Consider the following 26,981-nt stretch of genomic DNA (forward strand, 5'->3'; position numbering starts at 1 on the left):
AAGGAGAATTGCGATGAAGCGGTGTAAAATCATGCTTCTGATTAGCATTGTGTTCATGCTTGCAGCCCCCGCTGCCGCTCACGCTGAAAGGCAAAACATAAGATACCAGGCAGAACTTGATTATCCGCCCTATAAATACATACAGAACGGATATCTGACCGGCTTTGATATTGACCTGACGAGCATGATTTTTGAAAAGCAGGATTATCTGATTCAGTACAGCACCGGCGATTGGGAGAATACGCTCGGGCTGCTGCTTGAAGGAAAGGTTGATACAATCGGCCTGATGGCGGTAACAGAGGACAGGAAAAAGAACGCGCTGTTTTCCAAGCCTGTATTCAAAACCTACATATCCGTCTATTCGAGGCAGGCGCTGAAAGAAGAAGTGAAACTAAGCACATTGCAGAAATATAAGATAGGCGTAGGCAAGGACCAATATTCCGCTTCTGTACTGAGAAACAAGGCGGGAATCTCGGAATACATAGAATATGATACTGTACCGGACGCGCTCGTGGCACTGCAGCAGGGGGAGATCGATCTGCTGTTCGAGAACCAGGGCGTTGTGGATTACCTCATCGTCGAACGGGGGCTTACAGGCAATATTGTCAATAAAATGAAAGATTTATATCCGGAGGAGGTGGCCTTCGGGGTCAGTAAATCCTCACCGGAGCTTGTTTCCTACATAAATGCACGAATTAACCGGCTGCAGCGCTCCGGCGCTTTTGAAGAGCTGTACCAGCAGTATTTTTTCTCCCATTCCGATTATTACATATCTATGGTTCAGGGCAGGGTTATATCCGGCATAGCCGTCGGCTTCTGTATCCTGTTCTTCGGAATCGTCTTCATCCGGATGTACATCAGGCGTTTGCGGCGTACCATTCACTCTGAACAGGAGTTTTTTGAGGATGTTATAGAACATACCGGGATGATTGTCTGGGCAGTTCAAGGCAACAAAAAAACGGTGCGCTTTAACCAGTATGCCGAAAAAATGACCGGGCTCAGCGAAAAAGAGGTGCTGGGCAAACCTATTGACGAGCTTCCCGGTCTTGAAGGCAGCGCGGCCTTGTTCAGGGAGCTGCTCACCCGGGCGGTGTACAAGGACTATGCGAATGATGTGGAGCTGAAGCTTCCCGATTATTCGCCTGAAGCCCGCTGTTTCGCGATCCGCACCACTCTCATTAAGGGAATGGATCAGCAGGCTGAAGATATATTCGTTCTGGTGGGACTGGACATCGATGACCGTAAGCAGAACGAACTGAAGCTTCAGCTGAGCTACGAGGAGCTGGAGGCTACTTATGAGGAGCTGACGGCAACGGAAGCAGAACTGCAGGAGCAGCTGCATAAAGTCAGTCTCAGTGAGCGCCGTTTCCGGCTGGCTTCCGAGGGCTCGGGGGCATATATGTGGGAGCGGGATTGGGTGACCGGCGAATACAAGCTGTCCGAGCGCTGGTATGAGGTGATGGGCTACACCGAAGAGGAGATCAATTCCTTTGAAGGCGGGGTGCTCAGCATCATTCATCCGGATGACCAGGATTCTGCAAACAAGGCCAGACTGGAGCATCTGAGCGGTCTGACCCCGATTTATGAGACGGAGTACCGAATGCGCACCAAAGACAATATCTATATCTGGTTCGAGGTGAGGGGCAAGGCAATCGTTGATCCCAAAGATAATATTCTATTGTTCCTGGGATCCCTTATTGATATAAGCAAGCGCAAGCAGACCGAGTTCAAGCTGAATAACAGCTATCAGGAGCTCGAGGCTACATATGAGCAGTTAACGGCAACACAGCAGGAGCTTGTAGAGCAGTACGACATGCTGCTGGAGAACCAGAAAAATATGCACCGCCTGGCGTATGTGGACTCCCTGAGCAACCTGCCCAACCGGCTCTGTCTCCTGGAGGCGATGGAGGATTATATCCGGAAGCCGGGCGGACAGGCAGCGCTGATGTTCGTGGATACGGATAATTTCAAATTTATCAATGATACGCTTGGCCATAAGTCAGGGGATATCCTGATCCGGCAGGCCAGTGAGCGGCTGCAGTCGCTTGTTCCCGAGGGAGTGATGCTCTCCCGGCTCGGCGGTGATGAATTCGTTATTTTTATTAAGGATGCCAAGCAGCGCGATAAGGTGATGGAGTTGGCGGAGGATATTATGCACGCATTCCGTAGATCCTTCCTGATCGGCGAGAGCAAGCTGTATGTTTCCACAAGTATCGGAATTTCGTTCTATCCGGAAGACGGAGAGACTGCGGAGGAAATTCTGATGAATGCCGACGTGGCGATGTACCGGGCCAAAGAGGAAGGTAAAAGCACCTATGTCGTGTATGACAAATCGATGCATACGCCATTCAATGAACGGATGACGATCGAAAAGCACCTGCGCAGTGCAATGATCAACGATGAGTTCGAGCTGCATTATCAGCCGCAGGTGGACATCCGGACCGGACGAATCTCCGGGTTCGAGGCCTTGATCCGCTGGAACAGCCCGGTCCTGGGCTTTGTATCGCCGCTGTCCTTTATCAAGGTTGCCGAGGATTCCAGGCTCATTATCTATATTGGGGAATGGGTGCTCAGAGAAGCCTGCAGCTTCATCAAAAATGTGCAGGAGCTTACGGGCACTCCTTATAAAATATCGGTCAACATTTCTGTAATCCAGCTGCTGCAGGACGATTTCGTAGAAATGGTACTGAACAGCCTGGAGGAAAGCGGGCTTCCGGCGAACAGCCTGGAGCTGGAAATTACAGAATCCATTTTTATGGAATCCTTTGAGAGTACGGTCAGTAAGCTGGAGTTCCTTAAGTCACGAGGAATCCGGATTGCGCTGGATGATTTCGGGACAGGCTATTCTTCCTTGAGTTACTTGCAGCAGCTGCCGATTTCCACACTCAAAATGGATAAAATCTTCATTGATTCTCTTGCGGACCGGGAATACAGTAAATCCTTCGTTCAGACTATCATTGCACTGGGCCATAATATGGGGCTGGATGTGGTAGCTGAGGGAGTGGAGGACAACAGTCAGCTGGCGTTTCTCTCAGAAGCAGGCTGCGACAAGGTTCAGGGGTATTTGATCAGCAAGCCGGTGCCTCAGAAGGGCGTGCACGAGCTTCTCGGACGGCAGCGGCATTATGGCGTATAACAGTACATAAAAAGCGGGCCCGGACTAATATGTCCGCGGCCCGCTTTAATTACATTACGACAATTCTGTTCTTGCCGGTATTCTTTGCTTCGTACAAAGCATCATCAGCCTGCTGAAAGATGGAGCTCTTGGTATCTCCCCTTGTAAAATCATGCATTCCGATACTTACAGTGACGGATTGGCCATCCATTTCAGCCACAGGCATCCCGGATATTCCTGTCAGGATACTCTCCATGATTTTACTTGATTCCTTCAGTGACTTTGCTGTAAGAATCACAACAAATTCCTCACCGCCATAGCGTGCGGCAAAGTCATCCGTTCCAATATTCTTCAGCATAACGCCAGCAACCTGCTTAAGCACAATATCTCCTACCCAGTGTCCGTAACGGTCATTTACTTTCTTGAAATTATCTATATCCAGCACAGCCAGCTGCATGGGAAAGGGGTTGCTCTGCTGATGCTCAATCAGCCAGCCCAGATATTCATGGAAGGTTTTGTGATTGTACAAATCCGTGAGCGGATCGATCTTCGACAGACGGTCCATGATAATATTCTGGATCCGCAGATCCTGCTCCGATTTCAGGGAATTCTCCAGTGACTGCATAAGATCCAGACCTCTCCCGATCACGAGAAACCCGGCAACAGAAGTTCCCGCGAAGATAAGAGAGATAATGATGTATTCAATCCGCAGTGAGTAATCATATGCAGAGGTATCCAGAAACAGGATTATGCTGTAGATCAGACATACCGCTGAAGAAGCCGTCATATAACTTTTTTTGAGATAAATCATGGATACAAGCAGAGGAATCAGCATAATCAACGGCTTGACATGATATTCCGGGCTAAGGTTGGTGATCATCAGGATAGCGTAGAGATGGCTTGCGACGATAATTGAAAATTCAGAGCAGGAGGGCTTCCACCTGTGGATAGCTTCTAAAGTCAATATCAGGATAAGCGCAATGGAATTCGGGATCAGCACATGGAAAATGTAATACTGCCTGCCCGTGAATTGGGCGAGGTGGCCCCACATGGAGGAGGAGACAAATAACTGAGATGCAAGGTACACAAGCAGAACCATCCAGAATGCATTGAGGAGCAATCGGTTCCAAAAAACCTCACGAGGAGTCGGTGACTGAATATGCATAAGCTGTTCCTCTTTTCCGGGGCAATACCTCTATATATTCGACAAATAGTTCTTTTTTCCTTCACAAATCACATGAGGGGTAAATGTTCGGTTTTTGCGTTTGTTATCTAAGTGTATAGCACATATATAGATTATAATATAGTAAAACACGAATTATTATAGATATTTTCATTGACACATTCGTTTGTGTCCGGTAAAATTCTTTTTGGCTGATAAATAACAGATTAACTGTTCGTATATCCTCAATGATAAGGTTTGGGGGTTTCTACAGGGAACCGTAAATTCCTGGCTACGAATAGGGTGCATTTTGCATACCTATAATAGTCCGGGATTTTTTTGTGTTGTACTTACAGAAACCTACAAATACTTGGAAACGGATATCGCCTGTTACCAGAAATAGGCCGACGTTTCTTCCCAGGAGGAACAAATGAGCAAATATGATGTGATTGTCGTGGGTGCCGGCCCGGCCGGAATATTCGCCTGTTATGAACTGACTCTTAAGGCGCCTGAGCTGAAGGTGCTGCTTGTAGATAAAGGCCATGATATTTACCGCCGCAGCTGCCCGATCCTTGAGGAGAAAATCAAGCTCTGCCCGCCTGCGGCCGGACGCAAGGAATTTGCCGGCTGCCTTCCGGCTTGCTCGATTACAGCTGGATTCGGCGGAGCGGGTGCGTACAGTGACGGCAAGTTCAACATCACGACAGAGTTCGGCGGATGGATGACGGATTATCTAGCCCCTTCCAAAGTGCAGGAACTGATTGAATATGTAGACGGCATTAACCTTGAGCACGGGGCTACTCCGAACATTACCGATCCGACCACCGAGAGTATCCGGAATATTGAGCAGCGTGGTTATGCTGCAGGCCTTAAGCTGCTGCGGGCACAGGTGCGGCATCTCGGGACGGAGCAGAATCTGGAGATTCTCAAATCCATATACGAATATCTGAAGACACGTATAGATATGCTCTTCAAAACAGAGGTGCAGGACATTGTAACCGTGAAAGAAAACGGCTCCCACCGTATCACGGGCATCACGCTCAAGAACGGGGAAGTCTTTGAGGCAGATAAAGTCATGATCGCTCCGGGGCGTGACGGCTCAGCCTGGCTGACCGAGGTGCTGAAGAAACGGCGCCTCAAGATGTATAATAACCAGGTTGATGTGGGTGTACGCGTGGAAACCTCAGACGTAGTGATGCGGGAGATCAATGAACATCTCTATGAGGGCAAGTTTATTTTTAATACCTCTGTAGGAACACGGGTCCGCACGTTCTGCAGCAATCCTTCGGGACATGTAGTCGTGGAAAATCACAGCGGCGTTATGGCGGCTAACGGACATTCCTATAAGGATCCTGCGCTTGGCTCCAAGAATACGAACTTTGCCCTGCTGGTCTCGCATACTTTCACCGAACCGTTTGACAAGCCCAACGAATATGCCAGAGAGATATGCAAGCGTGCGAACGATCTGTCGAACGGGGGCGTAATTGTACAGAAGTACGGCGATATCCTGCGTGGACGGCGTTCCACTGAAGCACGGATCAAGGAAGGGTTCCTGGAACCGACGCTGAAAGAGGCAGTTCCGGGTGATCTGGGGCTGGTTCTTCCCTACAATACGATGAAGAGTCTGATTGAAATGGTTGAGGCGCTCGAAAAGGTCACCCCCGGCATTGCTTCTGAGCACACGCTGTTCTATGGTGTGGAAGCAAAGTTCTATTCAGCCCGTCCGAAGCTTACTGAAAACCTGGAGACAGAAATCTCCGGGCTCTATTGCGGCGGAGACGGAGCGGGAATTACCCGCGGCCTGGCGCAGGCCGGAGCGGCAGGAGTCTGGATTGCCCGGGGGATGCTGGGCCGTGCCGGGTTGTAAGAGCTGCGGTTAAAATAATAAAGGCAAAAAGGTGCTGTCCTGAAGCGCATAGCTGCTGCTTCGGGGCAGTTCTTTTTATAGGGGCAATGGATAATTTTGATGACATGGAGTATTCCTTTTCAATATCCGCGCTGATATAATGTTAGAATACATAACATGAACAGAGTGGAGTGGAAGTGGACATGCAGGTTCTTCGGGGGAAGGGTATCTTGGTTGTTCTGTTGCTGCTGCTGGTTGGTCTTTACGGGTTGTGGATTGACATGTTATTTGTACACAAGCTTGTGTTTCTGCTGCTCACGGCTGCGCTGTGCTGGATAGCACTGGGTGCATACCGCAGCGCACTGCATAAAGACGAATTACTTGCGGAAGCAAGAAGCCGGGTAGAGCTGCTCGGCAATGAGATAGTAGTCACTTCCGACAGGCTGCACGGGGCGCTGGAAGAGATCAGCCGTCATACGGAGGAGCTTCAACGGACGGCGGATTATTCCCATGCTTACGAGGTGGACCTGAAGAATCGAAGCAATGAGGCCAGGGCCAATATAGAAGGCGCCTTTGCCACAATGGGCGGTGTGGCGGCTGTCACCGCACATATCACCGAGCTGACTGAAAGACTCGGGACAAACATGGAGGGTGCCCGTCAAGGAATGACTGAAATGGTCGGTTCACTCCAGAAGACGGATAATGTAATGGCAGAGCTGCAGAGCCGGAGCGGTGAGATGCAGAGCAAGTTCGCAGAGCTGAGCGGCCGTATCGCCATGGTGGAAGAGATCAACACGATGATTGTGGGGATTGTGAACGAGACCTCGCTTCTCGCGCTGAACGCTTCAATTGAGGCGGCACGGGCAGGAGAGCAGGGACGGGGCTTTGCAGTCGTTGCCGGCCGGATCAGACAGCTCGCTGATCAAAGCCGAAGCTCAGTGGAACGTTCCTCGGACGTTCTGCTTGATATCAACACCGGCGTCCGGCAGGTGCTGGAATCCGTAACCAAGGAACAGGCGGCAGTTGCCCAAGGTGTGAGTGAGGTCGCCGCAGTGAAGCTTCGTCTGGAGGATATCTCGGCAAGAGTCGAAGAAGTGGGTCAGGCAGTAGCAGAGACCGTGGCTGAAGCTTCGCGGCAGAGCGGCCTGATCGAAGAGGTAACCGGGGAACTTAGCGGTGCTGTAGGGATTGTAAATGAGACGATTGCCGGAGTCGATCTCACTTTGGAACAGGTTACGCGGCAGCGGACCCAGATCGGCCAGCTGAATGAGATCAGTGCGAGCCTGCTCACCGAATCACAGGCGCTGCAGCAGTCGGTGAACAGCATTGCCGGCCGTGAGGTTATAGAGCTTGGGCAATATGCAGCACGGCTGGAGGAAATGCAGAGTCTGCTGCAGGAGATCAGCACCAGACAGGAAATGTACTCTCCCGACACCGCAAGCCACAGCAGTGTGCTTGGTGCCTGTATCCGCAGGGTGCCTGACGTTCAGGCAATCTGGTCCAACCGCACGGATGGCACATTTGTTTTCTCCGAGCCGGCGGCCGGGCTGATGAATGCCAAACGGCGTGACTGGTGGAACGGGGCGATGAACGAAGGGCAATATGTATCACAGCCTTATGTATCGGCGATTACGAAACAATCCTGCATTACACTTTCCAGAGCCATCCGGGACGGGCGCGGGGAGATTGTTGGGGTGGTCGGCATTGATTTGGCTGTTTGATGCTAAATAGAATGAATTTTGAACCTTTTGAAGCAAAGGTCCAGTCGCAACTACAGTGAATATTTGGACTTCCGGCCGCTGTTGTCTGCAGATTTCTTGATTTTAACTGCTTTCAGCAGTGGAAATCCACAGACAGCTTATGCTTACGATGCCAGCTTTCCTTTGGAAAGCTTTCAGGCGAATGCTAACGCTCCTACAGTTCCAAAACTCCCTTCCGTCACTCCTTTTCTTTACTCGAATGTTCAAGATCAATCTATATAGCGTTTTTTATATGTAGGAAGGTAAGAAGAGCAGCAGGCGCTCCGGTGAATCCGGGGCCAGCTGCTCTTGTTTTTTTACATTCAGTGAAAAGAAGTGACCGTCAGCCCGGGCCAGACAGCCTGCCAATTTTTTGCGGCTATACGCTTTTCGTAAATATAACGGATTTGCGGGTTGGCTTTAAAATGGGGTGTAGGCCGGAGTTTCAGGTGGATTACATCGTGAACCCCGTGGGGTGCAGCGAGCAAAACCTCTCCATCACTGTCCAGCGACAGACCGAGCGCAGTGGCGGTTTCGGGAAATTTGGACATGCCGTCTGCGGCCGATGAATAAGGCGGGAGATTGTTGAGTTTGTGCATTCTGGCCTGATTTTTGACCGACCAGGGAGCGGAGGGATACAGCCTTCTCAGCCTTTCTTCATGGATCTTTTCCGTTTCTTCGCGGGCATCATCCGGGTCATAGTAGATGACATCAATATCCGGCAGGGGAGTTCTGGCTGTAAAGCCGTGCTGCACGTCCCATACCTTGGAGCGGACAAAGCCGGCACATACCCATGAATCGGGCAGCGCAAGCTCTTTTACAACAGCCAGAATGCTCATCATCCAGGCGTCTTCTTTTACAACGCGAATGATATCTTCCTCATTATGTATTTTTGGCATACAGACCTCCAGGTCACAGCGGATGATAAAGGCTTATTATAAATGGTTTTTACAGAAATAGGTACTGTGGAAAGAGTGTATAACCGATTGCTATTCCAAAAGGACAAACTTATAATGTACCGATAGATTGACCTTTGGAGGATTTACCATGCACAATAACCTATCTATACTGCTGCAGCTGTTCGAAAGGGCGGCGCTGCTGCTGATGTGCCTGTTTGTGCTGACCCGGCTGCCGCGGTTCAAGGAAATGTTCAGCAAGGGTGCATATGCCCCGCAGGAGCTTGCCATTGTAACCGTAATATTCAGTCTGTTCGCTATCTTCGGGACCTACAGCGGAATTAATGTCGAGGGGTCACTTGTCAATGTACGGATTATTGCAGTCATGGCCGGCGGGATTCTGTTCGGTCCCTGGGTCGGCTTGATTACAGGAATTATATCCGGTATTCACCGTTTTCTGATTGATATCGGCGGTGTGACCTCACTGCCCTGTCTGATTACAAGCATCATAGCAGGTATTGTCTCAGGTGTCATTTACCGACGCACTGTGGCGGAGCGGCGCTGGATGGCCGGCATTCTCGCCGGGATGGCCTGTGAAGCACTGACAATGGTTCTGATTCTGGTCATGGCTGATCCTTCATCGCTTGGTGTGGAGATCGTGTCGAAGATTGCTTTTCCGATGATTGCCGGACAGATCAGTGTCGGTCTTATTATTATGCTTGTCCAGAGCGTCGAAGGGGAGAAGGAACGCATTGCCGCGAAGCAGTCCAAGCTGGCGCTGGATATCGCCAACAAGACCCTGCCTTATTTCCGCAGCATCACTCCCCGTTCATTGCGTATGATTTGCGAAATTATTAAAGAAGATATCGGAGCGGATGCGGTCGCCATTACCGATACAGGGCACATCCGTGCGTATGTCGGCGTTGGCGAGGAATACTATGCGGAGACCGACGATATTATCAGCGAGGAGACGAAAAAAACGATCACCAGCGGTGAAATTACGATCCGTGATGATGATACGGAATATATGAACCGGGCGATCCGGTCCCTGATCATTATTCCCCTCAAGGAAAAGGGTGAGGTGACGGGAGCGCTGAAAATCTACTACACCAAAGCCCATAAAATTACCTATTCCCTGCAGGCGATGGCGGTTGGCCTGTCGCAGATGATCTCCACCCTGATGGAGGTATCGCGGGTCGAAGGTATTAAGGAAATGGCCAACAAGGCGGAGCTCAAGGCGCTGCAGACGAGCATTAATCCGCATTTTCTGTTTAATGCGCTGAATGCGATTGCCTCACTGACCCGCACCGATCCGGATAAGGCCCGGGAGCTGATCGTGAATCTGTCCGGTTATATGCGCTACAATCTGGAGCTGACCGATGAGTTCATTGACATCCGGCGAGAGCTGCAGCAGGTTCAGCAGTACGTGGAGATTGAGAAAGCACGTTTTGGCAGCCGGCTGTGCGTGGAGTATGACATTGATGAGGTGGAGGTGCGCATTCCGAGCCTGATCATTCAGCCGCTGGTGGAGAATGCGATTGTTCACGGGATTTTGAAGGAGAAGGGAACAGGTACAGTGACGCTTTCGGTAAAAGATCACGGCAATCTGGTACGGATCGGCATCACCGATACCGGAGCGGGCATCGCCCCGGAGACGATTGAGAAGGTCTACAGCGGAAGCATGCCGGATAACAAAATCGGGCTGTACAATGTGCATCAGCGGGTGAAGCTGATTTATGGCAAGGGGCTCAGTATCCACCGGCTGGATAAAGGGACGGAAATTTATTTTGATGTCATGAAGGAGAAGGTATGAGAGCCATAATTGTAGAGGATGAAGTGCTGGCCCGGCAGGAGCTGGCTTTTCTGATCGGGGTACACAGTGATATCGGCATTGCTGCAGAATTTGAGGACGGGCTGGATGCGCTGAAGTTTCTGCAGACCGAGGAGGTCGATGTGATTTTTCTGGATATTAATATTCCCTCCATTGACGGTGTGCTGTTAGCCCAGAATATCAGCAGGTTCTCGGTCAAGCCGTATATCGTGTTCATTACAGCCTATAAGGAGCATGCCGCCGATGCCTTTGAGATTGAAGCGTTCGACTATATTCTCAAGCCCTACAGTGAAGCGCGGATCAAGGCGATGCTGAACAAGCTGGAAGGGGCATTCGCGGCCCGCAGCCGTCCCCGGGAGGAAGGCCAGAGTGCGGTCAGCAACAAGGTTAATCTGTGGAAAAATGAAAAGATTATCGTCGTCGATGCCGACGAAATTTATTATGCTTCAGCCCAGGAGAAAACAACAAGCGTAATGACCAAAGGTGAAGAATACGTCATGGCCCTGAGCATCAGCGAGTTTCACAGCCGGCTGCCGCAGGACCTTTTTTTCCGCTGTCACCGTTCCTATATCGTCAACTTGTCCAAGATCAAGGAAATCATCCCCTGGTTCAACAATACGTATCTTCTGCGCCTTCGCGATCTGGACTTTGAAGTGCCTGTCAGCCGCAGCAAAGTGAAGGAATTCAGGCAGCTCATGCGCATATAAATGCATTTCATTCCTTGAACCCGGCATCTCGTTCCGGATTTCTCTCAGCAAAGCCCGGATTCGCTACAATAAAGAGGCAAAGAAAGCCCTTGCAGCGAATCCTGAGAGAAAGAGGGAATGACCCCATGACTACGACTTCGGCCGCCAGCAAACGCTGGATGATCGTACTAGGTACGGTAATTATGCAAATGGGACTTGGCACAATTTATACCTGGAGTTTATTTAATGCCCAGCTTGTCAGCAAATTCGGCTGGGAGCTCAGTGCTGTTTCGATAACGTTTTCAATCACCAGCTTTGCCCTGGCCTTCGCCACGTTGTTTGCAGGAAAGCTTCAGGACAAGATAGGCCTGCGCAAGCTGACTGCTTCTGCCGGAATTATGCTGGGACTGGGTCTGATGCTCAGTTCTCAGGCCAGCTCTCTTCCGATGTTCTATCTGCTGGCCGGCGTAGTCGTCGGTTATGCTGACGGAACGGCCTATATTACTTCCCTGTCCAATCTGATTAAGTGGTTTCCGAAGCACAAAGGACTTATCTCCGGCGTATCCGTCGGCGCTTACGGCACAGGCAGCCTGGTCTTCAAGTATATTAACGGCAGCCTGATTGAGTCTGCAGGGGTGTCGGACACCTTCCTGTACTGGGGCATGATTGTTATGGTCATGGTGGTTACCGGTTCCCTGCTGGTCAGAGAAGCTCCGGCAGCAGTGTCCGCCGGGAGTTCAGCACAAGGTGAAACACAGCCGGCACAATCTGCTGCTGCGGCCAAAACAGGCATTCCGGTGAAGGATTATACAGTAAAAGAAATGCTGCATACCAAAGAAGCGTATCTGCTGTTCGTTATTTTCTTCACAGCCTGTATGAGCGGCCTGTACCTGATCGGGATCGTCAAGGATATCGGGGTAACGCTTGCCGGTCTGGATGCAGGGACAGCAGCCAATGCTGTAGCGATGATTGCGATCTTCAACACGGCAGGCAGGCTCGTGCTTGGTGCATTATCCGACCGGATGAACCGTCTCACGCTGGTCAGCCTTACGCTGGCAGTCACTGCTGCAGCAATGCTGACGCTCAGCTTCGCGGATCTTAGCTACGGCCTGTTCTTCACCTGTGTAGCTGCGATTGCATTTTGCTTCGGAGGTAATATTACGGTCTTTCCGGCAATTGTCAGTGATTTCTTCGGACTGAAGAACCACAGCAAGAATTACGGTGTAGTCTATCAGGGCTTTGGCATCGGCGCACTGTCCGGATCCTTTATCGCCGCTTTCCTGGGCGGGTTCCAGCCGACCTTTATCGTCTTCGGCGGATTGTGTATTCTGTCCTGTATTCTCGCCATATCCCTGAAGCCGCCGGGACAAAAGCAGGCCAAAGAAAAGGAAATGAGCCTGAAGCCTTTTGGACGCATGGCTTAACCCAATATAGAAAAGTGTCGGCTTAGCAACTACAATAAAATACAGAGAGCTTGATGCAAGCACAGCAAATGGACATCGTGAAGCCCCGGGGCTTCCGGTGTCCATTTGCTTGTTTTGGTTGTTTATTATGAAGATTAACAGCCGGAGGGGGCACTTTTTTGCCATGTTGAGGTGTTATAGAGATATACAAACCGAAGAAAGGAGCTGTTGGCGACGAAACAGGAGAATTTACCTGATAAACAGCAAGTAGAAGCTGTGATTCTCAGTGTGCAAAACGGGGACACCGGGCAGTTTGCTTTTATCGCTGAAAGCTTTCAGCAGCCGGTCTACCGCTACTGCTGCCGTCTGCTCGGGAACAGGCAGGATGCCGAAGATGCAGTCCAGGACATCTTGGTCAAAGCTTACCAGTCTCTCGGGCAATATAAGCCTGATGCGGGCTTCTCGGCCTGGCTGTACAAGATTGCCTGCAACCATTGTCTCAATCTGCTGCGCAGGCGCCGGCTGCAGAGGCATGTCATGCGGATATTCCGGCCGGAGACACTGGCTGCAAGCGCTGAACAGACATTGGAAGAGCGGTTGTACAGTCCCTCTCTTGAGCTGGCGCTGGATAAGCTTACCTTGGAGGAGCGGAACATCCTTGTTCTGCGGGTATTTGAAGAGCTGACATTTCTGGAAATGAGCCAAATTCTGAACATCAGCCCCAATGCGCTGCACAAGCGGATGGAGCGGATCAAGCGGAAAGTAAGGGAGACGATTATGTCAGAGGAGGGGATATCTTGGAACGAACCGGAATCCATAATGAGTACGAAGATATAAAAGCAGCAGCACTTCCCGAGGGGCGGTTGCCTGCCATTGAAGTGACGGGGCGGGTGATGGCCCGTTTACGGGCGATGGATCATCGCCAGAACACGCGGGGGATCCGGTTTGCCGGTAAAACAGCCGCATTTTCAGGAATGATGGTTATGCTGCTGCTGGTTGCTGTAACGGCTTACGCTGCCTCGGAATATATCCAGATCCGCAATGCAGCCGGCACAGTCAAGGTGCAGCACACTGCACCGGATCCGGTGCTGCCGGGCGGAGGAGCCGAGGACAAGTATATGCATAAAGCCCTGCGTTTTGCCGAGCCGGGCCAAATGATCGCTTATTATGCCGCAGGTTCAGGAGACACGGAGGCTCCGCTGCGGTTCGCCTTTAAGGAGCAAAGGCTGACTGATTATTCTGTATTCCTGGAAGAGATTAAACGGACCGGGGCGCCTCTGCTTCCCGGAACAGCCGGGGATTACAGCTTTGAATACGGCTCTGTATATGCGCGTTATCCCAATGCAGAGGAAGTGGACAGCGCCGTGCTGTACCAGGAGACACTTGAAGAACTGAAGGGACGGGCGAAGGCGTCCGCAGACTCCGGGATGTTCATGAAGGCGGTGCCTTGGACAGAGGCAGGAGGGATTAACGCCACTTATACCAAGGACGGAGCGATGGTTGGAATCTCAGCCAGCCTGCTGAACGGCGGCTTCATGCAGGTGCTGCAGCAGCCGGACCATACCGTGACCAAGGTTAAAGTGGAAGGCAGAGAAGTCGTTTACAATCAAGTGATCCGGCCGGAAACCGGCTACCATTACCTGAACTGGTACAACGAGAAGCAGGATGCCTATTACACACTATCCACCTACGGTGACCGGGAACTGACTAAGGGTCAGCTGCTGGAGCTGGCGGGCGATCTGATCCGGGGCGGACTGTAGGCCGGGGCGCGGTGGGAAGGGAGTGGACTGTGCCTGGGTGCGGTGAGGGTGGAAAGGAACGGACAGTAGGCCGGGGTGTGGTGAGGTTGGGGAGGGAGTGGATTGTAGGCAAGGGTGCGGGACGGTGGGAGGGGAGTGGACTGTAGGCCGGGGGGCGGTGGCGGTGGGAAGGGGAGTGGACTGTAGCCGAGGTGATGTGACGGTGGGAGGGGAGTGGACTGTAGGCCGGGGTGCGGTGACGGTGGGAAGGGAGTGGACTGTAGGCCGGGGCGCGGTGAGGGTGGGAAGAGATTGGACTGAGTGCCGGATTGATGCTGCTGAGCATGGGTTCATCTCGTCTGCAGCGACCATTTATCATTTATGGCGCCCCTTGCTCTACAGCGGCTCTCTCTCTACAGCGGCTCTCTCTCTCTACAGCGGCTCTCTCTCTACAGCGGCTCTCGTTCTATAGCATCCCTCGCTCTATAGCGCCCCCTCGAGGAATGTCAGGAATGTGAGGCAGAAATGTCTTTGATTTTGAGCTTTGTGGGCAAAAGGCTGGAATGAAAGGTAGAAATGCCTTTGATTCAGAGTTTTGTGGGCAAAAGGCTGGAATGAAAGGTAGAAGTACCTTTGATTTTGAGCTTTGTTGGCAAAAGGCTGGAATGAAGGGTAGAAGTACCTTTGATTTTGAGCTTTATGGGCAAATGGCTGGAATGAAGGGTAGAAGTACCTTTGTTTTTGAGCTTTATGGGCAAAAGGCTGGAATGAGGGGCAGAAGTACCTTTGATTTTGAGCTTTGTGGGCAAAAGGCTGGAATGAAGGGTAGAAGTACCATTGGTTGGGAGCTTTGTGAGTAAAAGGATGGAATGAAGGGTAGAGTTACCTTTGGTTGCAGGTAGTATGGTACACGGCTATGGCTGGAATGAAAGGTGGATGATTGAGGGGGTTATTCAGACCATTTTATTAAGCCGGGTATGCGCAATAGTATCTATTTACCGGATATGCATGCTCATTCAAATAGTATTCAATGAAAGCTCGATTCTGTTCCATTGCATTTTGTGCTGCCTTTTAATTAGCGGTGTTGTGGAAAACTGTCTCGGTGAGCGTGTAACGGTTAAATTAAGTGGATTTTCTCCCTATAATTCTCCGGTAACTAGCGGGATTACAATACTAGTCGGAAAAACTCCACTTAAATGGACGGAATGAGTCACCAAAGGCCATTATCCGTCCGAATAGCAGGAGAATTTCCCACTAAAGCTTATACATAAGGGAAAATGATTAAATTAGGTGGAGGAAATCCAATTAAGCTCTGTAGCAAGCGCCGTAGCCCTCCCACCATTGCAGACTTCATCACCACGCCTCTATACTTGCAGAAAAACGTTATAGATCAGCTTTCTCCGGTTCTGGTGCTGAACTGAAAGAGGGATAAAAGGACAATACAGATGTCCTTTTATCCCTCTTTTAATTGTGAATAATGAATAAGTCAGTAAAGCAGCCAGTTAGCCTTCCAGCAGCAGCGCTTCCGGATCTTCCAGCAGCTCCTTGACCTTGACTAGGAAGCTCACGGCTTCCGAACCGTCAACAATCCGGTGATCGTAAGACAGCGCAATATACATCATCGGACGGTTAACAGTTGTTTCTTCGTCCAGGGCGATCGGGCGCAGCTGGATTTTGTGCATGCCGAGGATTCCGACCTGCGGTGTATTAAGGATTGGCGTAGAGAGCAGAGAGCCGAATACGCCGCCGTTAGTAATCGTGAAGGTTCCGCCCTGAAGCTCCGGCAGGCTGAGCGTATTGGCCCTCGCCTTGGAGGCCAGCTCGCCGATCCGTCGTTCAATTTCAGGGAAGCTGAGCCGGTCTGCATCGCGGACAACCGGCACAACCAGCCCTTCCTTGGCCGCAACGGCAATGCCGATGTCATAGTATTTCTTGATCAGCAGATCCTCGCCGTCGATCTCGGCGTTCAGCAGCGGATAGGCTTTGAGCGCGCCGATCACCGCCTTGGTGAAGAAGGACATGAAGCCGAGTCCGACATCGTGCTTCTCTTTGAAGCCATCCTTGCGGCGTTTGCGGATGTCGAGAATGGCCGTCATGTCCACCTCGTTGAAGGTGGTCAGCATAGCCGCGCTCTGCTGCGCTTCGACGAGGCGGCTGGCAATGGTCAGCCGTCTGCGCGACATGCGCTTGCGCTCGACGGCTTTGCCGTCCTCCTGCGGCGCTTTGCCCGCCGCAGCTGCCTTCGCCGGCTCAGGCTTCGCCTGCGGCGCCGGAGCTGCCGGCGCAGCGGCCCCCTGGCCGGCTGCGCCATGGCCGTTCACATCGGCCTGGCCAATCCGGCCGATAGGGTCGCGGGCAGAGACCTCGCCGAGGTCGATGCCCCGCTCCCGTGCAAGCTTGCGCGCCCCCGGCGTAGCCAGGGCCGCAGTGCCTGCAGCCGCGCCTTCGGGAGCGGCTGAGGGAGCAGCGGCAGGAGACGCTGCCGCTGCAGGTGCCGGTGCAGCGGCGGCCGGAGCCGCGCTGCCGGCAGATTCTGCCGCCTCGGGCTTGCTGCCCCCGGCGGCTCCGCCTTCGCCTGCGCTGATGATGCCGATGGCTTCGCCAACGGCTACATTCTCGCCGGCCTGGCGCAGGATGGAGGAGATGACGCCATCCTCCTCGGCGCTGATTTCAAGATTGACCTTGTCGGTTTCAAGCTCTGCCAGCACATCCCCCATGCCGACGGTGTCGCCTTCTTTAACCAGCCATTTGTAAATCGTTCCTTCAGAAATGGATTCGCCCAGATCGGGTACTTTGATTTCGGACACAGCTGTTACCTCCCCAAATATATTGGTTAACGCTATCGTGACACCGTCCCCCTTCAGGAGGACGGTACAGCCGCTTGTACTTGTGAATTGGACTTCAGGGCTTCTGTAACAATTCTACGCTGCTCGAAAGTATGAACGTCGGCATAACCGCTGGCCGGGCTGGAGCGTTCCGGACGGCCGATGTATTTCACCGTAACATTCTGCGGGGCGATGGCGCGCAGGCGCGGTTCGGTATAGCTCCAGCCGCCCATGTTCTTCGGCTCTTCCTGTACCCAGACAATCTCCTCCAGGGAACGGAAGGAGCTGAGGTGGGCAGCCAGCTCCCGTTCCGGGAACGGGTACAGCTGCTCCAGGCGGAGAATGTGCAGCCACGACCAGTCTTTGCCGCGTCCTGCTTCAAGCTCGGTCTGGAGATCAATCGCCACCTTGCCGCTGCATACGACCAGCCGCTTCACTTCACCCGGATTGCCGCCCAGAAGCGGATCCGGAAGTACTGCCTGGAAGCTGCCGGAGGCAAGCTCGGTTGCCGGTGAAGTGCTGCGGGTATTGCGGATCAGGCTCTTCGGCGCCATAATCACCAGCGGCCGGGCATCGGGCTCACCGCACAGGGCTGCCTGGCGGCGCAGCAGATGGAAGTACTGGGCGGCACTGGTCAAATTGGCTACCGTCCAGTTCTCCTCTGCTGACAGCTGCAGGAACCGCTCCAGCCTACCGCTGGAGTGCTCAGGGCCCTGGCCCTCGTAGCCGTGAGGCAGGAGGATGGTCAGATTGCTGCGCTGTGTCCATTTGGCACGGCCGGCAGCGATGAACTGGTCGAAAATGACCTGCGCTGCATTGGCGAAATCGCCGTACTGTGCTTCCCAGAGGACAAACGTCTCCGGAGCAAACACGTTATATCCGTACTCGTAGCCGAGGACCGAGGCTTCCGACAGCGGGCTGTTGTATACGCCGAAGGAGGCTTTGGAATCCTTGAGCTGATGCATCGGAGAGAACAAATCTCCGGTCTCGCTGTCATGCAGGACGAGATGGCGGTGTGCAAAAGTGCCGCGCTGGGAATCCTGGCCGCTGAGCCGGATCGGCGTACCGTCTTTCAGGATCGAGGAGAAAGCCAGCGCTTCCGCCAGAGCCCAGTCCACCCGTTCGCCGTCATTCAGGGCATCCTTGCGGCGCTGCAGAATCCGCTCCAGCTTCGGATAGACCTTGAATCCATCCGGCACAGACAGCAGTTCACGGTTAATCTCCTGCAGGCTGGTCAGCGGTACAGCTGTTGTGCGCTGTGCACCGGAATCCGCATCCAGCGGAACCGCAGTTTTGGATTCCCCGTTTTTGTGCTTGCCGTCCTTCATGATATCAAAAGCCTTCTGCAGAACGCTTTCCGATTCACTGAGCATTTTGCCGACATCTTCCGCTGTGAGAACCTTCTCGCGCTGCAGGCGTTCAGCGTACACTCTGTATACGGTAGGGTGATTTTTGACCTTGCTGTATACGAGCGGCTGCGTCGTTTCGGGATCATCCATCTCATTGTGGCCGTGGCGGCGGTAGCCGATCAGGTCGATCAGGAAATCCTTTTTGAACAGGTTGCGGTAGGCACAGGCAAGACGGACAGCTGCAATGCAGGCTTCGGGATCATCGGCATTCACATGGACGATCGGGATTTCATAACCTTTGGCCAGGTCGCTCGCATAATGGGTGGAGCGGGAATCTTCGCTTTCGGTCGTGAATCCGATCCGGTTATTGACGATAATATGCACCGTGCCGCCGTTCTGATAACCTTTCAGTTTGCTGATATTAAGTGTTTCTGCGACAATGCCTTCACCAGGGAAGGCGGCATCCCCGTGCATCAGCACAGCCATGGCTTTGCTTGTGTCCAGCTTAGGCAGGCCTGGTGCGCTGCGGTCCTCTTGGGCGGCACGTGTGAAGCCTTCGACTACAGGGTTAACGAACTCCAGATGGCTCGGGTTATTGGCCAGCGTGATACGGGTGCGGACCGTCTCGCCTTCGCGGACAGCGCGGTCAGCGCCAAGATGATATTTGACATCCCCGGTCCAGCCGTAGTTGATGCCCATGGAGCCCTCGGAAGGGAACAGCTCCTTGTTCGGCGAATGATGGAATTCCGAGAAAATAATATCATAAGGTTTACCTAAAATATGCGCCAGCACGTTCAGGCGTCCGCGGTGGGCCATCCCCATGAGAATGTGCTCGGCACCGTCATGTGCGGCGGCACGCACGATTTCATCCAGCATCGGCACAAGCGCGTCGTTGCCTTCTATACTGAAGCGTTTCTGGCCGACGAAGGTTTTGTGGAGGAAGGTTTCGAATTGTTCCACCTGGATCAGCCGGTTCAGCAGCTCTTTGCGCTCGGTATTGTTCAAGGGTGCCGGGGAGCTTGTGGACTCCGCCTGGCTGTTCAGCCAGCGCAGCTCCTGCTCGTCGCGTACATGCCCGAATTCATAAGCAATGGTCTGTGTGTAGGCCTGGCGCATCCGGTGAACGGCATCCCAGGCGGTATGGACATCATCAGGGGCGTTCTCCCAGATCAGTGAGGCCGGAAGGGCAATCAGGTCTTCACGGGTCAGATCATAGGTTTCGTATTCCAGCCATTTAGCCATGGGGTTCTTTTCGGCGCGTTCCAGTGGATCAATGTTGGCGGCCATATGGCCATGTATGCGAATGTTGGCGATCAGCTTGGAAGCTCTGACGGCTTTTCTGAGCCATTCTGTGTTTCCTGAAATTGCAGGCTGCGGTGCCTGCACGGTATCCGGTTCCAGTGGAGGAGGGCCGGAGATGGTAAACAGATCGCGGTAATTTTTTTCTACTGAAAAAGGATCCTTCAGAAACTGCTCATACATTTCTTGAATGTAGCCCAAATTCGGTCCGTAATACTTGCTCCAAACGGATTCATTATAGGGTTCTTTGGCTGCCATGAATACATCCTCCTAACGGATGAACCCCACTCGCGCCAATATCGTGTCGGCACTTGGTGGAGCTGCGATGTTTGCGGTTTCATTCCTCATCCTATTGTGCTACTTTCAAGGCCTGTAATCAATTCATACTTGTGTTTATTCCAATCGCAAAAAGGTATGATTCAGTCCATTATTCATACGTAACTATTATGATTCGGCACAATTCTGATTTCACGCCCGCAGACCTGGGTAATTTATTCTATAAACTGCACATTTAGAATAACTCCTTCCTCATACATAGGTGTAAGGACATAATATAATTAAACCATTCGTGAGATTTAGACAAGCTGCCTGCAAATTTAGCCAGGATTTTTCAGTTAAAATCATATAATAGTTCCATAAAACGACACACTTTTTTTGACCGTCATTATATAATGTTATTGCAGATAGCGGTTTCATGAATTTATAGCAGATCCTTTCATATGAAGGATCCAGTAAAGGGTAAACCTGCTGAAAGGCAGGGGCACAAAGTCTCGGGTCTAATGTAGCAATACTACGACGGCCGGACTGCCTGGGGACGTGAAAATCTTAGGAGGAGATTTCTTGGATAAGTCCAACCAGGGGGACAACGGAGAACTGCAGACAGCTGAGCTTGATTTGGAATGGGTCTATTTATTGATGTCGGCAAGAAATGCGGGCATCAAGGCAGATGAGATCCGCCAGTTTTTCAACGAAAAGATGCTGCAGGCGATGTAGCGGGGCAATTCTTGAGCAGACCGGTTGTACATAATGCAGGAAAAGGGCATGGCGGATGACCGCCATGCCCTTTTCTGTGCGCAGCACCAGTGCTGCTCATGAATCCTTCTGATCCAGCCGCCACTTTTGATAGTCCAGAAACTCCTTGAATTCCCGCTTGCTTATCCCTGAAGCCATAGCTTCCTGTACGAGACGGAACCATTCTCCGTCGAGAGACGATTCCTGGACATCAGCAGGCTCGCCGTAGAGCAGGACATGGATGGATACCTGAAGCGCGTCGGCGATTTTTTCAATGAATTGAATAGAGGGGTTGGATTGAATATTTCTTTCCACATTGCTTAAGTATGATTTCGCCACATCAGCTTTGTCCGCCAGCTCCGATAATGACAAGCCTTTCTCCAGACGGAGGCGGTGAATGCGACTTCCCATATTATCTGGCACGATGACTACGCCCTCCGCACTTTTTTATAACAGTATAACAAATAACCATACCCCGGACAAAGCACAAATCCATCAGAATTAACGGTTAATCCGGCAGCGTGTCACAATAGTTGACTTCGCGTATTTCCGCTTGTTCTAATCCTTTTCAGATCGTCATTGTTTTAACTCTTATTTGAGGAATGTTCTTTAAAAAGTACGATATCTTAAGAAAAAGGAAGGAAAACGGAGCAGATAGCGGCTAATTTGTTCTTTATAACGAATATCACTGTGAAATGGGATTTTAAATTTTCAGGATAGCTGGCATATACTTATGCCAAGGTTCTTAATAACGAACGATAATTGTTCGTCATAAAGACTGATCAGCACAGGGTTGATAGATGAATTTGTCTGCAGGGAGTCCTGCGGACAACCAAAGGAGAGACTCTTGTGAGGCTTTCACGAACCTCCCGTAAAAGAAACAGCCGCCGCCGGTATATCCTTCCCCAGCTTGCCGGAATTGTGGTGATCTCTGCGTATGGCATCAGTCAGATCACTGCACCGACGTACGCTCTGCTCACCAGCAGTGTTACGGAGGAATCCGGTATTGCGAGTGCCTTTGTTTTCCCGAGCACTGTGGACAGAATCGCGGATCAGGCCAGTGAAGCAATGAACCGTGCTGCCCTGCAGCGTGACGGGGTGCGTGAAGCATTGGCCGGCATGGCGGATAGCATTATGGATTCCGATACTGCAGAGACACTTGCACTGGGCATTGAAGATGCCGCCGATCAGGCACGCGGTGCTGCCGCTTCAGCAGCAGAATTGCTTGCCCGGCTTGAAAGCTACGCTTCCCGTTCGCAGCAGGAGCTGGCCTGGCAAAGGGATGAAATTAACCAGAGGCTTTCACCTTCCGGAATCAGCTTTGAACAATTAACTGCTGCGCAAAACAACGATAATACGACATTTGAGAATCTGTTGATTCAGAGCAATCTGACCATAAGCGAATTTCAGGAGATGGTGCGGAAGCTGGCCTCCATTATGCGGGTCGATGCTTACGTTCAGGCCGCATACCAGCAGGCGTTAACAGCGTCCGAACAGGCTGGCGGCTATGCAGAGGAAGCTGCAGGGCTGTATGGGCAGGCAGCGGATACCCTGCTGAAACTGAAAGCAGCCGAGGCGAAAGCAAAGCTCGAAGCTGAGGAGAAAGCGAAGCTCGAAGCCGAGGAGAAGGCGAAGCTCGAAGCTGAGGAGAAGGCGAAGCTCGAAGCTGAGGAGAAGGCGAAGCTCGAAGCCGAGGAGAAGGCGAAACTCGAAGCCGAGGAGAAGGCGAAGCTCGAAGCCGAGAAGAAAGCGAAGCTCGAAGCCGAGGAGAAAGCGAAGCTCGAAGCCGAAGAGAAAGCGAAGCTCGAAGCTGAGGAGAAGACGCAGCCGGATGTGCAGCTGCCTGCAGAGCCGGATGTACCGGCTGCGGACAATAATGCTGAAGGAATATCCGTAAAGATAGGACAACAACAAAACGTATTTTAAATAAGGAGATGCCTCAAAGTGATACTCAAATGGACCCGTAATGTGCTTATGTATGTTCTGATACTGATGTTTCTGCTTCTGCTGGTCTCAGCAGTAACCAGCCGGATCAACGGCGGAAAGCCCAAGATTCTGGGCAAAGAAATCCTGACTGTCCTGTCCGGTTCCATGGAACCCGGGATCAAGACCGGTGCAGTCATTGCGGTTAATCCGGTTAGAGGCGAGGAACAGCAGGGTGCCTTTAAACCGGGGGATGTAATTACTTACCAGGCGCTCGACGGATCAGGCAGCCTGATCACCCACCGGGTTGTAAGTGTAAGCGGAGAAGGGCCATCGCTGGCCTATATCACCAAAGGCGATAATAACGACGCACAGGACCCGGCGCCGATTCCTGCAGGAAATGTGATTGCAAGCTACGCTGATTTTACGGTTCCTTTGGTCGGTTATTTCATGAACTGGGTGAAATCGACCGCCGGCATCATCATTGTCATGATCATCCCGGGACTTTACCTGGTGATCTCGTCCATTATTACGGTCTTTAAATCGATCATGCGCATGGATGATTCTGCGGAGCCGCAAATCGTGCCCGTTGAATCTCCGCCTGTAACGAACGGTTGATGCTTCCTCTAATGCAGTTAGGGAAGATTCAATAAATATTCCATATTAATTCTCCAAAAATGGAGATCAGGAGGAGACAAATTACAATGACGAATCTCAAGAAAACAATGGCAATGGCAATGGCAACTACTGCACTGGGTGCAACTTTAATTGCCGGAGGATCCTTCGCGATCTTTACAAGCTCCGCACAAAATACAGGCAATACCTTTGCAGCGGGCACATTGAAGGTTGATATCGATAAACCGGACGGCAAGCTGGCAGTCGGCTATTTCACCATCATAAACTGGGCGCCGGGAGACTCTGAGATTCAGCCGGTTGTTGTATCCAACAAAGGTACGCTTGAGCTGCGTTATGACCTTGCCCTGGCGGTAGGCGGCGACCTTGGAACAGGTGCACACCCGCTTGTGATTTCAGCGTACGCTGATGCGGCCGGAACTGTACCGCTTCCTGTTAATGACCGTGTCCTGGCCGTTGGCGGCTCGGAAACCGTCTATGTCAAAGTGGAATTCCCGAAAGATGCCGGTAACGAATATCAGGGCAAAAAGGGAACAGCCAGCATTAAGGTAGAGGCAGAACAGACCAAAAACAATTAAATTCAGAGAAGGCAAAACAGCCATAGTCCATTTCCTTCCACACCATAAATCATTTAAAGGGGGCAGAGGCCCCCTTTTTACTAAGGAGAGCTATTAAAATGATGAAAAAGAGAAAGATGCTTATTACCGCAATTTCCTCCATTGTTCTGCTCTGCGCCGCGATCGGCGGGGGCACTTATGCCCTGTTCACCAGCTCGGCTCAAAGCACAGGCAATACTTTTGCTTCCGGAACGCTGTCCTTGAGCACCCACCGTAATGACGTGCCGGTTGAAGGCCCGATGTTCTATACCGATGATTCCGATGCCGGACGTATGGGAACCGGACTGTGGGCACCTAAAGATACCCATACCCGTGCGATGCTGATCAAGAATACCGGAACCTTGGATGCCAAATTAACCGACTTGTTGGCTATTCCGGAAGGAACGGCTGCACAGCAGGCGGATGCGCTAGCTTTTGGCGAGCAGGCGGTGGTTACTGTAGCGGCGCTGGCTGCACCGGATGGTGTAACACTGAACGCCGATGCCCTCAATGAAGTGAACGAAGCTGCGGATCGGCTGTTCAAATCATTGATCAACGGCCCGGGCTTTATGAAGGCACTAGCACGCAGCGGACAGGAAGCCTTCGCCATTGCCAGAGAAACTGTGCTCGACTGGACGTACGAGGTGGACAATAACGGACAGCCGGTCCGGGTTGGCGTGTCCGATGCCTATGTAGGTACCCTTAAGGATCTCTACAACGGCGGTGCCGGCCGTGATGCCAACCTGCCCAACCTGATCCTTCCTGCCAAAAAGACGATGCATCTTGCGTATAATGTTACCTTTGTCGATGATGCCGGCCTGGCGTTTGATAATGATACATTGCAGGGCAAATCGGTGAATTTCACCTTCAAAAGCAGCTTTGAACAGGTGAAAAATAACTAAAGGCATTCCGCATACAAAAGCGCCATCTCCGGTTATTTGAACCGGAAGATGGCGCTTTTCGTGATGAGGCGGAATCCGGCCTGTCCGCTTACGGCAGCTTCTCTCCGCGTGAGCTGATGTACAGCTCGTACCATTCCTTACGGGTAAGCTCCACCTTGTCCGCCCCGCCGCAGGCTTTAATCCGCTGCGGATTGACTGTGCCGATAACGGGCTGGATGGCCGCCGGATGAGTCATCAGCCAAGCCAATACAATGGATTCACGTGTAGTCCCCTTCTGCTCAGCCAGGAATTGAACCATCGCTGCAGTGTTCACCACACTCTCCGGCTGGCCTTCCAGCGAACGCCCGCTGAACATTCCCTGGGCCAGCGGCCCCCATGCCTGCAGCTGGATATTCTCCATACGGCAGTGTTCCACCGTTCCTTCCGGGAAGGTAATGTCCTTCCAGGGCTCACGGTTCACGCTGACCATGGCATCAAGCCAGCTGATCTTGGCCAGGCTCATATGCAGCTGATTGACAATGAAGGGTTCTTCGCAGTAGTGCTGCAGCAGCCGGATCTGGGCGGCGCTCATGTTGGAGACCCCAAAATGGCGCACCTTGCCGGAGGCTTTGAGCTGATGCAGCGCCTCGGCAATCTCTTCAGGGTCCATCAGCGGATCAGGCCGGTGCAGCAGCAGAATATCAATGTATTCTGTCCCCAGCCGTGACAAGGTACCGTCAACACTGTTGAGGATATGCTCCCTGGAGATATCAAAGGTGTTGCTGGTATCCCCCGGTTCAATCAGCTTGATGCCGCACTTGGACTGAATAATCATCTCTTCCCGCAGACCGGGGCGCTCCTTAAAGATTTGCCCGAATACCTTCTCGGCCTTACCGCGGGTGTAAATATCGGCATGGTCAAAAAAGTTGATTCCAATGGACAGTGCGGCATCCAGTGCCTCATGTCCCTGTCTGACGTTGTCAGCGGTAACCGGCTCGCGGTCCCAGCCTCCGCCCAGCCCCATGCAGCCCAGGGCAATGCGGCTGGCGGGAATTCCGCGTGTGTTGAGTGGCAGCGTTTTCAGCAATATCATCCCTCCGTGGCAAAATGATTACGGCTTTCAGGGATATTGTACACTCTTAGAAGCCGGTATGGTACTTCTTGTCACTGGAGGAGCGGTGTTTAGTGCCTTCCTTGTCCTTCTCTTCCTCCTGCTCAAGCTTCAAATCCTCCATCGGAATCGGATCGACATGCTGCTCGCTTTCATGCATATCGAACAGGCTGGGGTTCTCTGTCGGATACTGCTCGGGATGGTCCCGGTTATTATCCTGTAAATTGTTGTCCTTGAGTTTGTTGTCCTTATCGCTGTTCATGTGTATTCCTCGCTTTCATGTTGGATTGGTCTGTCTGACAGAAGTTGCGGTTTGCTCGTTAATAAACGGATTACTGACCCGCTAAACAGCAAAGAGGCCCCGAAGGGCCCCCTTACAGATCAAGCGGTGTTCCAAAGTCATTAAGTTTGCGGTCCGCAACATCCTTTAGGAGCCGTTTAAGCCAGTTCAGTTCAGTCAGGCTGTGCTCATATCTGCCGTACATTAAATGCAGTGCCGAACGGGGGACAACATACCGATGCTCCTCGTATACCTGATAAGCGTAGTTGACCTGATGTTCGATCTCACGGATCCGCTCCTCCAGCAGCTTCTCCACTTTGCTCTGATCGATATGCCTTGAGAGTGCCAGAGCCATGTAAAGCGGGTGAAAGACAGGATCAGTCTTCTTGATCTGCTGGACAATAAGCTGCTCGAACAATGCTTTTCCTTTGCCGCTGATCCGGTAAATCGTTTTGTCCGGACGGTCGCTGCTGGATATGGTCTCCGTGGCATGAATATGCCCCTCCTGTGCCAGCTTGTCGACAGCATAGTATAAAGAGCCCATCTGCAGCTTCATCATCTGATCATAGCTGCGCTCCTTCATCACCAGCATCATCTCATAGGGATGCATATCCCGCTCGAGCAGCAGGCCGAGGATTACCAGTTTCATGGACATG

24 protein-coding genes and 2 riboswitches are annotated in these 26,981 nt (G+C 52.0%); of the genes, 16 read left to right on the forward strand and 8 right to left on the reverse strand.

Features of this window, described 5'->3' with window-relative positions; all coding sequences use genetic code 11:
• Positions 1 to 31: 31 nt before the first annotated feature.
• A complete protein-coding gene (locus C2I18_RS13675; protein ID WP_249901687.1) occupies positions 32 to 3,136 on the forward strand; it encodes an EAL domain-containing protein in 3,105 nt (1,034 codons plus the stop codon).
• Between the two features lie 49 nt (positions 3,137 to 3,185).
• On the opposite strand, the gene C2I18_RS13680 is transcribed toward C2I18_RS13675, so the two are convergent.
• The gene (locus C2I18_RS13680) at positions 3,186 to 4,202 is read right to left on the reverse strand and encodes a GGDEF domain-containing protein (RefSeq protein ID WP_249901688.1); all 1,017 of its coding nucleotides are present in this window, start codon (positions 4,200 to 4,202) and stop codon (positions 3,186 to 3,188) included.
• A 290-nt stretch (positions 4,203 to 4,492) separates the two neighbouring features.
• A riboswitch (purine riboswitch) is annotated at positions 4,493 to 4,592 on the forward strand.
• Positions 4,593 to 4,707: 115 nt separating this feature from the next.
• Between C2I18_RS13680 and C2I18_RS13685 the strand changes: the two genes are divergently transcribed.
• Together C2I18_RS13685 and C2I18_RS13690 are read left to right on the forward strand one after the other, a co-directional pair.
• Positions 4,708 to 6,144, forward strand: coding sequence for an NAD(P)/FAD-dependent oxidoreductase (locus C2I18_RS13685; protein ID WP_249901689.1), 1,437 nt, complete (start codon positions 4,708 to 4,710; stop codon positions 6,142 to 6,144).
• Positions 6,145 to 6,353: 209 nt separating this feature from the next.
• Complete coding sequence (locus tag C2I18_RS13690) at positions 6,354 to 7,844, forward strand: methyl-accepting chemotaxis protein (protein WP_249901690.1); 1,491 nt, start codon at positions 6,354 to 6,356, stop codon at positions 7,842 to 7,844.
• A gap of 341 nt (positions 7,845 to 8,185) precedes the next feature.
• Here the strand turns inward: C2I18_RS13690 and C2I18_RS13695 are convergent, their stop codons facing one another.
• Positions 8,186 to 8,761: a nucleotidyltransferase family protein gene (locus C2I18_RS13695; RefSeq protein ID WP_249901691.1), complete on the reverse strand. Its 576-nt coding sequence runs from the start codon at positions 8,759 to 8,761 to the stop codon at positions 8,186 to 8,188.
• Between the two features lie 148 nt (positions 8,762 to 8,909).
• Between C2I18_RS13695 and C2I18_RS13700 the strand changes: the two genes are divergently transcribed.
• The 8 genes from C2I18_RS13700 (at position 8,910) to C2I18_RS13735 (ending at position 15,838) form a co-directional block, all read left to right on the forward strand.
• Entirely contained in the window at positions 8,910 to 10,571 is a 1,662-nt protein-coding gene (locus C2I18_RS13700) for a sensor histidine kinase (protein ID WP_249901692.1), read from the forward strand.
• The gene (locus C2I18_RS13705; protein ID WP_249901693.1) at positions 10,568 to 11,296 is read left to right on the forward strand and encodes a LytR/AlgR family response regulator transcription factor; all 729 of its coding nucleotides are present in this window, start codon (positions 10,568 to 10,570) and stop codon (positions 11,294 to 11,296) included. The genes C2I18_RS13700 and C2I18_RS13705 overlap by 4 nt, the downstream gene beginning before the upstream one ends.
• 125 nt (positions 11,297 to 11,421) lie before the next feature.
• Positions 11,422 to 12,699 carry an L-lactate MFS transporter gene (locus C2I18_RS13710; protein ID WP_249901694.1) on the forward strand — a complete coding sequence of 426 codons (1,278 nt, stop codon included), beginning with the start codon at positions 11,422 to 11,424 and terminating at the stop codon, positions 12,697 to 12,699.
• A 255-nt stretch (positions 12,700 to 12,954) separates the two neighbouring features.
• The gene (locus tag C2I18_RS13715; protein WP_249901695.1) at positions 12,955 to 13,515 is read left to right on the forward strand and encodes an RNA polymerase sigma factor; all 561 of its coding nucleotides are present in this window, start codon (positions 12,955 to 12,957) and stop codon (positions 13,513 to 13,515) included.
• A complete protein-coding gene (locus C2I18_RS13720) occupies positions 13,476 to 14,438 on the forward strand; it encodes a hypothetical protein (RefSeq protein WP_249901696.1) in 963 nt (320 codons plus the stop codon). The genes C2I18_RS13715 and C2I18_RS13720 overlap by 40 nt, the downstream gene beginning before the upstream one ends.
• Positions 14,439 to 14,613: 175 nt before the next feature.
• A complete protein-coding gene (locus C2I18_RS13725) occupies positions 14,614 to 14,889 on the forward strand; it encodes a hypothetical protein (protein ID WP_249901697.1) in 276 nt (91 codons plus the stop codon).
• Positions 14,890 to 14,980: 91 nt separating this feature from the next.
• Positions 14,981 to 15,277 (forward strand): hypothetical protein, encoded by a 297-nt coding sequence (locus C2I18_RS13730; protein WP_249901698.1) that lies wholly within the window; start codon positions 14,981 to 14,983, stop codon positions 15,275 to 15,277.
• A 417-nt stretch (positions 15,278 to 15,694) separates the two neighbouring features.
• A complete protein-coding gene (locus tag C2I18_RS13735; RefSeq protein ID WP_249901699.1) occupies positions 15,695 to 15,838 on the forward strand; it encodes a hypothetical protein in 144 nt (47 codons plus the stop codon).
• 81 nt (positions 15,839 to 15,919) lie between these two features.
• Here C2I18_RS13735 and odhB read toward each other — a convergent pair whose 3' ends face one another.
• Positions 15,920 to 17,224 (reverse strand): 2-oxoglutarate dehydrogenase complex dihydrolipoyllysine-residue succinyltransferase, encoded by a 1,305-nt coding sequence (gene odhB, locus C2I18_RS13740; protein WP_249901700.1) that lies wholly within the window; start codon positions 17,222 to 17,224, stop codon positions 15,920 to 15,922.
• 53 nt (positions 17,225 to 17,277) lie between these two features.
• Complete coding sequence (locus tag C2I18_RS13745; protein ID WP_249901701.1) at positions 17,278 to 20,148, reverse strand: 2-oxoglutarate dehydrogenase E1 component; 2,871 nt, start codon at positions 20,146 to 20,148, stop codon at positions 17,278 to 17,280.
• A 469-nt stretch (positions 20,149 to 20,617) separates the two neighbouring features.
• A riboswitch (cyclic di-GMP riboswitch) is annotated at positions 20,618 to 20,702 on the forward strand.
• Positions 20,703 to 20,730: 28 nt separating this feature from the next.
• Here C2I18_RS13745 and C2I18_RS13750 point away from each other — a divergent pair.
• Positions 20,731 to 20,883 (forward strand): anti-repressor SinI family protein, encoded by a 153-nt coding sequence (locus C2I18_RS13750; protein ID WP_249901702.1) that lies wholly within the window; start codon positions 20,731 to 20,733, stop codon positions 20,881 to 20,883.
• Between the two features lie 96 nt (positions 20,884 to 20,979).
• Here C2I18_RS13750 and C2I18_RS13755 read toward each other — a convergent pair whose 3' ends face one another.
• Positions 20,980 to 21,312 (reverse strand): helix-turn-helix domain-containing protein, encoded by a 333-nt coding sequence (locus C2I18_RS13755; protein ID WP_249901703.1) that lies wholly within the window; start codon positions 21,310 to 21,312, stop codon positions 20,980 to 20,982.
• 438 nt (positions 21,313 to 21,750) lie between these two features.
• Here C2I18_RS13755 and C2I18_RS13760 point away from each other — a divergent pair, with 438 nt between their 5' ends.
• From C2I18_RS13760 to C2I18_RS13775, 4 genes are all read left to right on the forward strand, one after another.
• Positions 21,751 to 22,827 carry a hypothetical protein gene (locus C2I18_RS13760; protein ID WP_249901704.1) on the forward strand — a complete coding sequence of 359 codons (1,077 nt, stop codon included), beginning with the start codon at positions 21,751 to 21,753 and terminating at the stop codon, positions 22,825 to 22,827.
• An 18-nt stretch (positions 22,828 to 22,845) separates the two neighbouring features.
• The gene (locus tag C2I18_RS13765; protein WP_249901705.1) at positions 22,846 to 23,442 is read left to right on the forward strand and encodes a signal peptidase I; all 597 of its coding nucleotides are present in this window, start codon (positions 22,846 to 22,848) and stop codon (positions 23,440 to 23,442) included.
• Positions 23,443 to 23,528: 86 nt separating this feature from the next.
• The gene (locus C2I18_RS13770) at positions 23,529 to 24,035 is read left to right on the forward strand and encodes a TasA family protein (protein ID WP_249901706.1); all 507 of its coding nucleotides are present in this window, start codon (positions 23,529 to 23,531) and stop codon (positions 24,033 to 24,035) included.
• A gap of 98 nt (positions 24,036 to 24,133) precedes the next feature.
• Positions 24,134 to 24,955: a TasA family protein gene (locus C2I18_RS13775; RefSeq protein WP_249901707.1), complete on the forward strand. Its 822-nt coding sequence runs from the start codon at positions 24,134 to 24,136 to the stop codon at positions 24,953 to 24,955.
• 88 nt (positions 24,956 to 25,043) lie between these two features.
• Here the strand turns inward: C2I18_RS13775 and C2I18_RS13780 are convergent, their stop codons facing one another.
• The 3 genes from C2I18_RS13780 to C2I18_RS13790 all read right to left on the reverse strand — a co-directional run bounded on the left by C2I18_RS13780 (position 25,044) and on the right by C2I18_RS13790 (position 26,974).
• A complete protein-coding gene (locus tag C2I18_RS13780; RefSeq protein WP_481857908.1) occupies positions 25,044 to 26,021 on the reverse strand; it encodes an aldo/keto reductase in 978 nt (325 codons plus the stop codon).
• Positions 26,022 to 26,073: 52 nt separating this feature from the next.
• On the reverse strand, positions 26,074 to 26,307 hold the full coding sequence (locus tag C2I18_RS13785; protein WP_249901708.1) for a hypothetical protein: 234 nt from the start codon (positions 26,305 to 26,307) through the stop codon (positions 26,074 to 26,076).
• A 112-nt stretch (positions 26,308 to 26,419) separates the two neighbouring features.
• On the reverse strand, positions 26,420 to 26,974 hold the full coding sequence (locus C2I18_RS13790; RefSeq protein WP_342760344.1) for a PadR family transcriptional regulator: 555 nt from the start codon (positions 26,972 to 26,974) through the stop codon (positions 26,420 to 26,422).
• Between the last annotated feature and the right edge of the window lie 7 nt (positions 26,975 to 26,981).

It is taken from the genome of Paenibacillus sp. PK3_47, assembly GCF_023520895.1.
Lineage (GTDB): Bacteria > Bacillota > Bacilli > Paenibacillales > Paenibacillaceae > Paenibacillus_AQ.

Bases quoted from the DNA above. Each gene is read 5' to 3' on its own strand.
- C2I18_RS13700 (WP_249901692.1), top strand. From the start codon at position 8,910: ATGCACAATAACCTATCTATACTGCTGCAGCTGTTCGAAAGGGCGGCG.
- C2I18_RS13770 (WP_249901706.1), top strand. From the start codon at position 23,529: ATGACGAATCTCAAGAAAACAATGGCAATGGCAATGGCAACTACTGCA.
- C2I18_RS13755 (WP_249901703.1), bottom strand. From the start codon at position 21,312: ATGGGAAGTCGCATTCACCGCCTCCGTCTGGAGAAAGGCTTGTCATTA.
- C2I18_RS13775 (WP_249901707.1), top strand. From the start codon at position 24,134: ATGATGAAAAAGAGAAAGATGCTTATTACCGCAATTTCCTCCATTGTT.
- C2I18_RS13735 (WP_249901699.1), top strand. From the start codon at position 15,695: ATGATTAAATTAGGTGGAGGAAATCCAATTAAGCTCTGTAGCAAGCGC.
- C2I18_RS13695 (WP_249901691.1), bottom strand. From the start codon at position 8,761: ATGCCAAAAATACATAATGAGGAAGATATCATTCGCGTTGTAAAAGAA.
- C2I18_RS13710 (WP_249901694.1), top strand. From the start codon at position 11,422: ATGACTACGACTTCGGCCGCCAGCAAACGCTGGATGATCGTACTAGGT.
- C2I18_RS13675 (WP_249901687.1), top strand. From the start codon at position 32: ATGCTTCTGATTAGCATTGTGTTCATGCTTGCAGCCCCCGCTGCCGCT.
- C2I18_RS13705 (WP_249901693.1), top strand. From the start codon at position 10,568: ATGAGAGCCATAATTGTAGAGGATGAAGTGCTGGCCCGGCAGGAGCTG.
- C2I18_RS13785 (WP_249901708.1), bottom strand. From the start codon at position 26,307: ATGAACAGCGATAAGGACAACAAACTCAAGGACAACAATTTACAGGAT.
- C2I18_RS13790 (WP_342760344.1), bottom strand. From the start codon at position 26,974: ATGAAACTGGTAATCCTCGGCCTGCTGCTCGAGCGGGATATGCATCCC.
- C2I18_RS13730 (WP_249901698.1), top strand. From the start codon at position 14,981: ATGAAAGGTAGAAATGCCTTTGATTCAGAGTTTTGTGGGCAAAAGGCT.
- C2I18_RS13745 (WP_249901701.1), bottom strand. From the start codon at position 20,148: ATGGCAGCCAAAGAACCCTATAATGAATCCGTTTGGAGCAAGTATTAC.
- C2I18_RS13685 (WP_249901689.1), top strand. From the start codon at position 4,708: ATGAGCAAATATGATGTGATTGTCGTGGGTGCCGGCCCGGCCGGAATA.